This is a genomic window from Acinetobacter sp. 25-47-122 (assembly GCF_056779695.1).
Map to the genome: position 1 here is coordinate 24640 of NZ_JBWYIJ010000008.1, position 12402 is coordinate 37041.

9 protein-coding genes are annotated in these 12402 nt (G+C 38.9%); 3 read left to right on the forward strand and 6 right to left on the reverse strand.

The window, feature by feature from the left end; translation table 11 throughout:
• Positions 1 to 26 precede the first annotated feature (26 nt).
• Both AC1M9P_RS08630 and AC1M9P_RS08635 read right to left on the reverse strand, forming a co-directional pair.
• Positions 27 to 1676, reverse strand: a complete 1650-nt coding sequence (locus AC1M9P_RS08630) for an acyl-CoA dehydrogenase family protein (RefSeq protein ID WP_481587337.1) — start codon at positions 1674 to 1676, stop codon at positions 27 to 29.
• Between the two features lie 151 nt (positions 1677 to 1827).
• Positions 1828 to 2844 carry an AraC family transcriptional regulator gene (locus AC1M9P_RS08635; protein WP_481587338.1) on the reverse strand — a complete coding sequence of 339 codons (1017 nt, stop codon included), beginning with the start codon at positions 2842 to 2844 and terminating at the stop codon, positions 1828 to 1830.
• A gap of 110 nt (positions 2845 to 2954) precedes the next feature.
• Here AC1M9P_RS08635 and AC1M9P_RS08640 point away from each other — a divergent pair, with 110 nt between their 5' ends.
• Positions 2955 to 5192 carry a fatty acid desaturase gene (locus tag AC1M9P_RS08640; protein WP_481587339.1) on the forward strand — a complete coding sequence of 746 codons (2238 nt, stop codon included), beginning with the start codon at positions 2955 to 2957 and terminating at the stop codon, positions 5190 to 5192.
• 426 nt (positions 5193 to 5618) lie between these two features.
• A complete protein-coding gene (locus tag AC1M9P_RS08645) occupies positions 5619 to 7139 on the forward strand; it encodes a catalase (protein ID WP_035264193.1) in 1521 nt (506 codons plus the stop codon).
• A 47-nt stretch (positions 7140 to 7186) separates the two neighbouring features.
• Here AC1M9P_RS08645 and AC1M9P_RS08650 read toward each other — a convergent pair whose 3' ends face one another.
• Positions 7187 to 8308, reverse strand: coding sequence for an MBL fold metallo-hydrolase (locus AC1M9P_RS08650; protein WP_092766704.1), 1122 nt, complete (start codon positions 8306 to 8308; stop codon positions 7187 to 7189).
• 681 nt (positions 8309 to 8989) lie between these two features.
• On the opposite strand from AC1M9P_RS08650, the gene hcaR reads away from it, so the two are divergent.
• The gene (gene hcaR / locus AC1M9P_RS08655) at positions 8990 to 9895 is read left to right on the forward strand and encodes a DNA-binding transcriptional regulator HcaR (RefSeq protein ID WP_092766703.1); all 906 of its coding nucleotides are present in this window, start codon (positions 8990 to 8992) and stop codon (positions 9893 to 9895) included.
• Between the two features lie 43 nt (positions 9896 to 9938).
• Here the strand turns inward: hcaR and AC1M9P_RS08660 are convergent, their stop codons facing one another.
• The 3 genes from AC1M9P_RS08660 to AC1M9P_RS08670 all read right to left on the reverse strand — a co-directional run bounded on the left by AC1M9P_RS08660 (position 9939) and on the right by AC1M9P_RS08670 (position 12390).
• Entirely contained in the window at positions 9939 to 10607 is a 669-nt protein-coding gene (locus AC1M9P_RS08660) for an HAD family hydrolase (RefSeq protein WP_092766702.1), read from the reverse strand.
• A 126-nt stretch (positions 10608 to 10733) separates the two neighbouring features.
• Positions 10734 to 11699: an RluA family pseudouridine synthase gene (locus AC1M9P_RS08665; protein ID WP_035264199.1), complete on the reverse strand. Its 966-nt coding sequence runs from the start codon at positions 11697 to 11699 to the stop codon at positions 10734 to 10736.
• A 553-nt stretch (positions 11700 to 12252) separates the two neighbouring features.
• On the reverse strand, positions 12253 to 12390 hold the full coding sequence (locus tag AC1M9P_RS08670) for a hypothetical protein (protein WP_179998737.1): 138 nt from the start codon (positions 12388 to 12390) through the stop codon (positions 12253 to 12255).
• Positions 12391 to 12402 lie beyond the last annotated feature (12 nt).

Here is a 12402-nt window from a genome sequence, read left to right on the forward strand (position 1 = left end):
TATCAGAAAAGGGTTTTGGAAAATAATTAAGCGGCAAATGCTCGATTTAAAATTGAGGTCACATCTACTTGTTTAGGATCAAGCATTCCCACCACTTGACCATGAAATTTTTGATAACGCGTCGCAATAAAAGCATTGGCAATAAAATCTGGCGCATAACGTTTCAGCAATACTGCTTGAGAGAGCACAACCAAACGACTGACTAAGCTTCTCCCCATAAATTGTAAATCATCAGGTTCCTGATGAAATAATCTAAACAATCCCTGCAACTCTTCATTAAGTATTTTGTCGTGACTTGCAGTAGATGCTAAATCTTTAAATAAATGCTCGATTGATTCAGGATCACGTGAAATAGCACGAAGCACATCGAGACACATGACATTACCTGACCCTTCCCAAATAGTGTTCACAGGTGCTTCTTTAAAGAGACGAGCCATGATGCCATGTTCAACGTAGCCATTGCCACCGAAGACTTCCATCATTTCACCAGTCATCTCTACTGCTCTTTTACAGACCCAAAATTTTGCTGCTGGTGTCATGATACGTTTCCATGCCAAACAAAGTTCGCTGTCATGTTCATAACAATGAGCCAAATGGAAACTCAACTGCACTGCCGCTTCAGTTTCTAAAGCAAGATCTGTGAGCACAGACCGCATTAATGGCTGCTCAATGAGTCTCTTACCAAATGCTTGACGTTGACGAGTATAGGCAATGCTTTGTACTAGGGCCTGACGCATAATGCCACTTGAACCTACCGCACACGTTAATCGGGTATAGTTCGCCATTTCAATAATCGTCGGAATGCCACGTCCAGCCTCCCCCATCATAATGCCCCAAGCTTCTTTAAATTCGACCTCAGAGCTGGAGTTGCTGCGATTTCCAACCTTCTCTTTGAGCCGTTGAATATGAATCGCATTTTTTGTGCCATCTTCCAACCAACGCGGAACAAAGAAACACGCCAATCCATCATGCTCAGTTTTAGCAACAACCAAATGTGCATCGCACATAGGTGCTGAAAAAAACCATTTATGCCCAGTTAGTAAATAAGCTTGTCCTCTTCCAGACTGCCCAACTGGAACAGCTGTCGTTTCATTAGCACGCACATCAGAACCACCCTGCTTTTCAGTCATGCCCATTCCAATCCAAATCGATTTTTTCTGAGCAATTGGTAAATCACGTTCATCATATTCAGTGGATAAAAGTTTATCTCCTAGCTTTTTCCACAGCTCAGGTTCTTTTTGAATCAATGGAATGCTGCCCAAGGTCATTGAATTTGGACATAAGTTTCCACACTCCACTTGACCACTGAGGAAGAATTTTGCTGCCCAATCCACCCAACCAGATTCTTGAGTAAAATTTAGAAAAGGATGTGCATGAACCGCATATTTACGATTTAACGCCATCCATTTGTGCCATGAAGGATGAAATTCAACAAAATCTGCCCGCCTGCCTCGAGCATCAAAACTATGTAAAATAGGAGGATGTTTATTGGAAAGATCAGCATGGTGATAAAAGCTTTCACAACCTACGACTGCGCCAAACTCACTTAAATGGACTGAGTTTCTACTGCCATAACGCTGTAAGATTTCTTGTAAGATTGGATCTGTTGTATATAGATTGTAATCTTGAAGCTCATCAAATTGATTATGTATTTGATGTGTCATCCATGCCGACATAAACGCACCCTCTTTGGAATTTTTATCTATAACTTCATTATTTATATTATCGAGTATAGCTTTTGAAAGTAGATTATCTAGTGCAAATGATGACCTAAATTGTCATTAAATTTTTATTAACGTCTTAGTATGATCTCAGTATTGTGTTCTGCTATTGTTGCATCATCTTTCTATATTTTGCTGGTGGCATACCCTTACAGCGCTTGAATGCTCTAGAAAAAACAGATACTTCTGCATAACCCAACCGTTCAGAAATTTGATCTATTGTGAGATCAGTACCCAGCAATAAATCATCTGCCAAATCCTCACGTAAATTTTTAACCAATTGGTGAAACGTAATCCCTTCATTGGCTAAATTGCGCTGAATGGTACGAATATTGACAGCTAAAGCTTTCGATATATCTTCAATCGTCGGCATTTGGGATGCATTTTTTAATAAAAACTCACGTATTTTTTTACTATAGTCCCCTAAGCTTTTTCGGCGTCGAAATACATGCTCACACTCTTTTTGATAACGCATAAAAGTGAAGTCATCAGCTTGACGCAATGGGGTAAGCAACAATTCAGATTGAATCGTGATTCGACTTTGTGGTTTATCATAAAAAATAGGATAGCCTGTTAAGCCTTCTATCTGGTTTGCATAGCAAGGCTTGGTCATCGCTAAATCTATCTGAAAGGGTAATTGAGCACCAAGAATATCATTTTGAAGTGTGATGATCGTGGCAATATCTCTTTCTAAAATAAATAATTGCATATCAACACTTAGATCATGATGGAATAAATTCAAATGAGTAAATTCACCATCTTCTTGCAAGGCCACATCAGAAAAAATTGCGCCTAATTTCAGATAACGTATCGCAATCAACAACGCTTCTCTGACATTGGCACTACTTAAAATTGCAAATCCCCAAGCCCCTAATGTGGTGGTGTGATGTCGAAGCCCAGCTTCCAGCGCAATGGGATGTTCATCAGAGATTAGATTCAGAATATTTCTAATGATCTGTAATTCATTTCGCTCTTGGATTTCAAAATTTTCTCGATAAAGATCCTGTTTCGTCAGTTGTGTATTTTCTAGGCATTGCTCAAAAGTAATACCGTAGTTTTCAGCAACATGACATAGTACCCGAGCTGTATTCGCTTCCCTTAAAAACTTCCATGAATTAAGCATCATTATTCGCGTTTTTATTTGTCATCTAATGTCAAATTTAACTGTTTAATTATCATTCTACAAGTGAATTCAATCTCTTATATTCATAAAAAAAGAAAATGGAATTTTTTATGAACATGTATACCAATCTTGCTGAGGAACAGCAAAGCCTGGTCAATGAACTCACGGCGTTATATCAAAAAACCAAAGCCGAGATGAACGACCAAGATATTGATCATATTCGAAATGTTGCTGCATATTCAAAGGCTATAAAATTACGCAGTGAGCAACTTATTCGTGAATGTATATGTTTAGAATCTTGGGGACGGGGCATTATTCTGGGTTGTTTACACACCCTACTCGAATTTTCAGAGCTCGGTCATAACATCATGCACGGAAGTTATGATCACCTCCCCCAAGCAACCGAGTTTCATTCAGAACGCTGGGTATGGGACTTTGTGACTGATCCTCGTGAATGGCGCGTCATGCATCATCAAAATCATCATCCATTTACCAACATCGTTGGCAAAGATCATGATTTAGGGTATTCCTTTTTAAGAAGCTTGGTAGGTCAAAGCTGGTATGGGCATCACAGTGTTCAATTGCTGATTTACAGTGCGCTGATGATCACTCCATCCTACTATTTCACACTCTATACAGCCACATCAGCAGCACGTACAGAAGGTCGAAAGATCCTTTCCAAAGAAACCTTTACTCAATCACTTCGTCTCATAAAAGCTCATGCTCAAAAACAGTTTATTGAAGCACCAGTCGCTGCAAAATGGTCAAAAAAATTACCTGTTTTTATCGGAAATTATCTTACAACAACGATAGGCTATGGTTTTTTACTTCATATCCTCTTCTTAGAACATCACGCTGAAAATTTGGAGCTTTATTCAGATCCTGGACCTGATGAGACGCAAGAAGAATATTTCATACGACAGATTAAAAGTACCACCAATTTTATCCCATATGCACCGCTGGATCAGTTTCTCAAAAAAATCCTTGATGATGAGGTCCCGTATCCAAATCCACCTCCATTTGAAATCTTTTATGGCGGATTAGATACACATCTTGAGCATCATTTATTTCCAGATTTAGCATGTAATCGTCAAAGACAAATCAAAGCTGTAGTACGTAGTATTTGTGAAAAATATCATTTGCCTTATCACAATTCACCCATGGAAAAGCTGATTCCAGCGATACCGCTCAGCCTCATTAAAAGAACTCTACCTTTTGGTAATCAAGAAAAAAATAACCCTTTCAAATTACTGATTCGACCAAAAGAATTACTAAAACGTATCAAACGAGGAATTCAATATCAGCCCCCCTCAACCATGACATATTTACACAAGCCACAGTTCTATAATGCGTCGGCAAAAGTTATACAAGTCGAAATACAGCTTAATGGTCAAGTCAAAACACTCAAAATGAGCAAGCCTCAAGGCTGGGAACATTTAAAATGGCAGGCAGGTGCATTTATTTCATTAAGCTTTGAAATAAATGGGCAAACTTATATTCGTCAATACAGCTTATTGCATGAAAGCCAAAGCGCAGATGGCTATTTTGAAATAGCAGTGAAACGTACACCTGCGGGCATCGTTTCTCACTATATTCATGATCATGTTCCTGTAAATACAGAGGTGACGATTGTAAGTCCACCACAATCTACACCTGATTTTGTTTTAGACACCCTCCCGCCGAAGTTAATCTTTATCGCAGCAGGAGTCGGTATTACACCAATTTTAAGTATGTTAAGAAAATATCAGCGTATCGAAAGTAAAGCTGAAGCTCATTTGTTTTACTTTAACCATGATGAAAATTCTATTTTGTTTGAAAATGAGATTCGTCAAATCGCGAAGTATTCAAATTTGAATGTTCACTTCATCTGCTCCAAAGTTCAGAACGAGTCGACATCTGATTTACGACAAGGACGTTTTAGTCTTGAAATTTTCCAACCTTATATTCGAGATTTTAAATGCCAACACGTATATGCCTGCGCCCCTCAAGCATTAATCGATTCTGCTCGCCAACAACTTATTCAAGCAGGCGTTAAAGCAGCAGCATTTCACACAGAAAATTTTAAACCTGCTCCTCTCAGTTTTGAGTCTGATGGTGTTACACGTCGAGTGATTTTCAAAAAAAGTAATAAAAGTATCGATATTGAAGGGAATGTCACTTTACTTGAAGCCGCGCGTTGGGCTGGACTAAAACTGCCAAGCGGTTGTCGACAAGGTTTATGCAAAGCCTGTGTATGCACTAAATTGGAAGGTCAAACTCAATTAGAAGTTAATTCATCCACTATTCAACATCGCATTACCCTATGCAACACTGTGGCTCGCTCACCAATCATTGTGCTTGATGTTTAACAAAGATTCTTAAGTTAATCGCCGTCATGAAGTAATCATGCAATGCTTCATGACAGTAAGATTCAAACACTTAAACAACCAAACTTATGATTCATATCCAAAAATTACACAACCAAAACCTTACTGTAAATCATCGTTAAATCCTTTTAACTTGAACCAAATATTCTATTGGTGAATATTCAAATAAACCCTTAATTTATATGAGGGTAATTGGAATTTTATTTACAAATTAAACACTCCAATTGAACGCATCATGATTTATGATGAATTTGTAAACTCAATAAAACACACATTCTTGTCACAATGTTGCTTTAGAATGATCGAACAAAACGGTTCATGTCTCTGATATTGGAGGCGCTAGAACTTATAAAAGTGAATGCTCAGCCAACCATCAAGAAAGGCATATATTATAAATGGAGAATGAATATGAGCGATGACTCAAAAAAATGTCCTGTCACCCACTTAACAACTGATGCTGGTGCTCCTGTAGTAGACAACCAAAACAGTATGACAGCAGGTGCACGTGGTCCTTTACTTGCACAAGATTTATGGCTGAATGAAAAATTAGGCAACTTCGTTCGTGAAGTGATTCCTGAGCGTCGTATGCACGCGAAAGGTTCTGGGGCATTTGGTACCTTCACTGTTACCCATGATATTACGCAATATACTCGCGCTAAATTATTCTCTGAAATCGGTAAGAAAACCGATATTTTTGTGCGCTTCTCTACAGTTGCTGGCGAACGTGGTGCAGCAGATGCTGAACGTGATATCCGCGGTTTCGCAATGAAATTCTACACTGAAGAAGGTAACTGGGATTTAGTAGGTAATAACACTCCAGTTTTCTTCTTACGTGATGCGCGTAAGTTCCCTGACTTAAACAAAGCAGTTAAACGCGATCCTAAAACCAACAAACGTAGTGCAACCAACAACTGGGATTTTTGGACTTTACTTCCAGAAGCATTACATCAAGTGACGATTGTCATGTCAGACCGAGGTATCCCAGATGGTTACCGTCACATGCATGGTTTTGGTAGCCATACCTTCAGTTTCATTAATGCCAACAACGAACGCTTCTGGGTTAAATTCCATATGCGCACGCAACAAGGCATTAAGAATTTAACTGATGCAGAAGCTGAAGCGATTATTGCGAAAGATCGCGAAAGTTCTCAAACTGACTTATTTGATGCGATTGAACGTGGTGATTTCCCGAAATGGAAAATGTACGTCCAAATCATGCCTGAGTTAGATGCAGAGAAAGTTCCATATCACCCATTTGACTTAACCAAAGTATGGCCTAAAGGGGACTATCCTTTGATCGAAGTCGGTGAATTCGAACTTAATCGTAACCCTGAAAACTACTTCCAAGACGTAGAACAAGCTGCCTTTGCCCCAAGTAACTTAGTGCCAGGCATCAGCTTCTCACCTGACCGTATGCTTCAAGCACGTCTGTTCAACTATGCAGATGCTGCACGCTACCGTGTTGGTGTTAACCATTATCAAATTCCAGTGAATGCACCACGTTGCCCTGTTCACTCAAACCGTCGCGATGGTCAAGGTCGTACTGATGGTAACTATGGTGCTTTGCCACACTATGAACCAAATAGTTTCAGCCAATGGCAGGAACAGCCACAATATAAAGAGCCACCATTAAAAATTTCTGGTGCGGCAGATTTCTGGGATTACCGCGAAGATGACAATGACTATTTCAGTCAACCACGCGCATTATTCAATCTCATGAATGATCAGCAAAAACAGGCTTTATTTGACAATACAGCCGCAGCAATGGGCGATGCATTAGATTTCATTAAGTATCGTCATATTCGTAACTGCTATGCTTGTGACCCAGCATATGGCGAGGGTGTTGCAAAAGCATTAGGCATGACCGTAGCTGATGCACAGGCTGCACGTGCAACTGACCCAGCACAAGGAAATCCTGGCTTACTTTAATTAATATCTCCATAAAAAAACCGCTGTTATCAGCGGTTTTTTTTTATTCAAACAATTAGTTTTTTACCTTCCCGAATACAATAAAACGGACTGATAAATTTAGATGCATTTTTCATCGCTTGGTGCAGATCCAACTCAGGTTGATTCCGATCTTCATCTGTTAACTGAAAAGTACGATAGTGAATCGCTAGTGAACGTTTTGCGTGTAAATCTTTATGTGCTTGGAATGCATCAGCAGGATTCATATGTAGATATTGCATCAATACTCTTGGTTCATATGCACCGATTGGCAGTAAAGCAATCCTTGGTGCACCTAAGCGCTGGTGAATCTCTTTAAAATGTTGTGCATAGCCTGTATCACCAGCAAAGTAACAATGACCATGCTCAGATAAAATTGAAAAACCACCCCATAATGCAAGGTTTTGATCACGAAGCCCTCGACCAGAACCATGTTGGGCAGGCGTGTAGACAATTTTAAAATCTTTGAATAAGGCAGACTGCCACCAATCCATCTCAATCACATGAAATGCTTTCGGCAAATAGGCTGCATTTCCTAGACCTGTATAGATCGGCATAGCAAATTTTTGATGTAGCCAATTCAAACTCGCTAAATCCATATGATCATAGTGATTATGACTGAGTAATACTGCGTGAATCTGTGGTAAATCTTCAAGTGCAATCCCTGCAGGGATAACACGTTTCGGTCCACTCCCGTGCTTTGGGCTTACATAATCCGCCCATACAGGGTCGGTTAAGAAGTTATATGGACCAATTTGAATTAAAACCGTAGCATGACCAACAAACCATACTTGCCAATCTTCTAAATCTGCATGCGGACGAGCCTCAGGCTTAGCACGTTTGGTTTGAATAAAGTCCTGTTGCTCTTTCGCGAAATCACCTTGCCAGGTAAAGCTTTTACGAGCCATCAACCATTTATATAAATTCCATTGGTTGAGCTGTGCAGGACGTGGTTCCTGATTAACGAATCTTTGCCCATTATGGTGATCCAGTGAAACCAATTTAAGTTTTGGTTTAAACCACACATGCCGAATACAATCTTCAGTCTTTAGTTGATAGTGCAGATTAGAATCTTGCGGCTTCCGTCCAACAACAAGTGTAGACTCTGGATTACTCGAAGTCGTCGTTGGAATATCAGTCAAATTAGACATAATAAATGTAAGCACCTTAAACCGAAGCGATTTTGAAATAGTTGATTATTCAGTTATATAAATAGATTATGTTCATCATCTATTCGCATTTTTAAATTATGTTTTTAAAAGATACACTGTTCGTGTTTCATTTAAGACAACATCAATCTCAATTCCCATGAAGTGGTTATAATTTCATCAATAAATTGTGAAATAGAACACCAATCATCCCTCTATTATTCATCATATACAACTCAGACTTTCTTTTTGTTTATGATTTTGTTGTTTTTTTCTGATTTTTGATGTTTTTTTAATCACCCACAGAAATCTTAAATAGAGGAAGTTAAATTTTGTTTAGGATGTGACTTAACGCTGAACAACTGATCTCCCAAAGCTTCAACGTACTTTTCTCTACATTATTATTTTTCATAGACTTAAAGCCGAAACAATTGGTTTCAACTTTAATAGATACAATCTTTTCTAAACCTATACAAATCAGTCACTCATTCACGATGAGAGTTCGATCTTGAAATCTAAAATTTCTATCTAAGTAAGAAATTAAATGCATGTAAATTTTAAAATACAAAAAAATGCTTCATTCACTAACTAAATACCAAAATACATCTACTTATTGATCAATTTCACTTATACTCATCTTTAGCAACATTAAGACATTTTTTAGATTATTCTCTGGAAGGCTATATGGAATTACGGCATTTGCGCTATTTTATTACAGTTGCAGAAGAGCTTAATTTTAGCAAAGCTGCACTTAAGCTCTACACAGCACAGCCTTCACTCAGCCAACAAATCAAAGATTTAGAAGAAGATGTTGGTGTGCGTTTACTAAATCGAACCAAACGAAAAGTTGAATTGACCGAAGAAGGCGCTGTGTTTCTGGAACAGGCGAGACTCACCATTGCTCAAGCAGAAAAAGCAATTAATATGGCGCGCCAAGTGTCTAAAGCAAAACAAAAAATGCTACGCATTGGTTTTGTGCCAGTTGCAGAAATGAAAATCTTTCCTTATGTATTACCTAACTTACGTGTTCAAAATCCCGAATTAAAAATTGAATTACAAAGCTTAAATAATATTGAGCAATTCAAAGGCATAAAGAAAGGTGAATTGGACATTACTTTTACTCGTCAACGTTTAGATTCTGAAGAGATCGAGAGTCGCTTTGTACTCCGTGAGCCTTTAGTTTTTATTCTGCCTAAAGATCACCCTTTGGCAAAGTACGATCGTATTCCTGTAAAAGCGCTTGATGGCATTGATTTTGTGATCCCTTCAGATGAGCAATCTAAGACCCTGCATGACACCATTTTAGGCTTTGCTGAACAAAATGGCGTTTCTTTTAAAATTGTTCAAAAAGCTGACAATATCTTGTTTAACATTAACTCTATTGGTATTGGCTTAGGGTGTACGATTCTTCCTGGCTATATTATGCCACTTCTCTTGGAAAATAGTGTGACTCGTCCACTCGATGTAGAGCTACCTTCGCTTGATCTCTTTGTAAGTTATCGCAAGAATGCCACTGGTATTGCTGTGCAAAAATTTATGGAGTTACTTTCAAAAGTCTTTTATTTAGACTTTAATCAAAGTTCAACGTGAATAAAAAACCCGCTGAATTGAGCGGGTTTTTTATCGATGTGATTTAGCAAGCAACTGACTGATTAATTAAATTTTTTAAAAGTTGATGTAATTCATCAATGGAATCCACGACCGCAAGTGGATGATATTGCTGTAGTACCTCAGGTACATGAACGCCATACGTCACCCCTACACTTGGCATACGAATATTCAATGCCATTTCAAGATCGTATGAAGTATCTCCTACCATTATCGCTTGATCTGCATTAAAACCAGTTTCGGCTAAAATTTCAGCCAACATCAACGGATCTGGTTTTGATTTTGTTTCACTGGCTGCACGTGTCGCTGAAAACAAACTCACACTCTGAGTTTGCCCCAGTACTCGATCTAGCCCCTTACGACTTTTTCCTGTCGCAACAGCCAAATGAATACCTGACTCTTTGAGATCATGCAACATTTCAGCCACACCATCAAACCAACGATCATGTTTCGAGTGCTCAACATAATGCGCTGAATAAGACTGTAAAATTGCCTCGTGTAAATCAGGAACCTGAGGAAATAAAACCTGCGCTACTTCAGGTAATCCTAAGCCAATAATGCTTTTAGCATCCTCATCAGTCAAAGGTTGATTAAATTGTTTGGCGGCAAATTTTAAACTTTCAACAATTTGACCCACTGAATCAAATAAGGTGCCATCCCAATCAAAAATAATGAGTTTTACCGCTGATGTCATATTTTGTATCCTAATTTTGATCGGGTAGATGCCATTTAAATATCATATTGACATATTAAGATCTCATCGTTGCATGACCTCGTCATGACACAATGATTCAATCCTTACACAACCACTGAGACGCAATCAGTCTTGTTGAGACTGCACTACAGGTTTATCCGCTTTTTGTGCGCGAAGTTGTGCAACCAGGCTTTGCATATCCTCAGGCAATGGTGCTTCAATTACTGGATATCCAGGAATCTCTAAGCGCATTGCGTGTAAACATAAACGACGTGGTTTAGGTCCACGATATTCCGTCTCATGCCCGTACTTTTCATCACCCACCAAGGGATGACCAATACTGAGTCCATGTACACGAATTTGATGTGTACGACCAGAAAGCGGTGATGCATACACGAGTGATGCATGCATAAAGCGTTCTGCTACCTTCCATTGGGTTTTTGAAGGCTTTCCTTCTTTAGATACACGCACTCGACGTTCACCATTGGCTAACTCATAGCGATGTAATGGTGCATCGATTAATTGGGAATCTAGTGTTACTTGGCCTTTCACCACAGCAGCATAAGTTTTTTGAATCTTGTGTTCACGAAGCATATCTTGAAGTGTTTTTAATACGCTACGCTTTTTAGAAATCATCACCAAGCCTGAAGTATCTCGGTCAATACGATGGATCAGTTCTAAATATTTTTTCCCTGTCGCTGCGCGTAAGCCTTCAATTAAGCCATACGCCACACCACTTCCACCGTGCACCGCAATCCCAGAAGGTTTGTTCACCACTAAAAGACCTTCATCTTCATAAACCACACGGCTTAACAAGCCCTGCGCGACTTTGTCTGATACTGGAGCTTGAGATTCATCTTTTTGTTCATAACGAATCGGTGCAACACGGATTTGATCACCAATATTTAATTTGGTTTCCGCTTTCACACGCTTTTTGTTGACCCGCACCTGACCTTCACGAATTAAACGATAGATTCGACTTTTCGGTACTCCTTTAAGACGAGCGAATAGAAAATTGTCGATGCGTTGCCCCAATTGGTGCTCATCCACTTCAAACCAAGTGACGCTTTGCCATTCTTGCGTAGAATTCATACAGTTACGTTGACCTAAAAAAATACTAAATTCGACTAAAAACTGATCATTTAGACTACCCAATTGACTAGAAATGTCTGTGTAGCCCATAGGCAGATGATCTAAGGTTTGCTATAGTCAGCGCACGGATACCGCCGTAAGTGAACATTTGTTTAGAGATTTCAAAATTTTGAAATTCAAACTAAATTTTTGTTTAGCATAAACTCGGAATGGTCCCAAAAGAATATGCCAACGCCGAAGGCTTATTATATCGGCAAAAAGACAAACTGTTGCGTTTAATTGTGCTTTTGCACATAAATCAGTTTGTTTAAAAAAATATGTCGCCAACAATTATGTTGGTTTTTAAACGTTAACTGATACACATCAGAATAGTCGCAACCTGATTTCTCATTCAGGCTATAACGTTAGATGCATTGGATCTGCACAATTTGTAAAGATACGACGATAATTCCGTATCAAGACACTCTATCAAAAAATTGAAGAGATGATCTTCGAGCAATGTGACAGTGAAAGTAACGAACATCCAATGCACCGTTAGTCCGCCAGTGAATGTTCAGGCTTCTTTAATCAGTGACAGGATTAAAGCCGTATTGCCATCATCAATACGTGAATCAAAATACCGAAGCCCATCAATAAAGGCCGGTAATACACTTAGATCAAACTGATTATGGTGATCTAAGAATTGATCCATGCGGGTTGATGT

Bases quoted from the DNA above. Each gene is read 5' to 3' on its own strand.
- AC1M9P_RS08635 (WP_481587338.1), bottom strand. From the start codon at position 2,844: ATGCTTAATTCATGGAAGTTTTTAAGGGAAGCGAATACAGCTCGGGTA.
- hcaR (WP_092766703.1), top strand. From the start codon at position 8,990: ATGGAATTACGGCATTTGCGCTATTTTATTACAGTTGCAGAAGAGCTT.
- AC1M9P_RS08645 (WP_035264193.1), top strand. From the start codon at position 5,619: ATGAGCGATGACTCAAAAAAATGTCCTGTCACCCACTTAACAACTGAT.
- AC1M9P_RS08665 (WP_035264199.1), bottom strand. From the start codon at position 11,699: ATGAATTCTACGCAAGAATGGCAAAGCGTCACTTGGTTTGAAGTGGAT.
- AC1M9P_RS08630 (WP_481587337.1), bottom strand. From the start codon at position 1,676: ATGTCGGCATGGATGACACATCAAATACATAATCAATTTGATGAGCTT.
- AC1M9P_RS08640 (WP_481587339.1), top strand. From the start codon at position 2,955: ATGAACATGTATACCAATCTTGCTGAGGAACAGCAAAGCCTGGTCAAT.
- AC1M9P_RS08660 (WP_092766702.1), bottom strand. From the start codon at position 10,607: ATGACATCAGCGGTAAAACTCATTATTTTTGATTGGGATGGCACCTTA.
- AC1M9P_RS08650 (WP_092766704.1), bottom strand. From the start codon at position 8,308: ATGTCTAATTTGACTGATATTCCAACGACGACTTCGAGTAATCCAGAG.
- AC1M9P_RS08670 (WP_179998737.1), bottom strand. From the start codon at position 12,390: ATGGATCAATTCTTAGATCACCATAATCAGTTTGATCTAAGTGTATTA.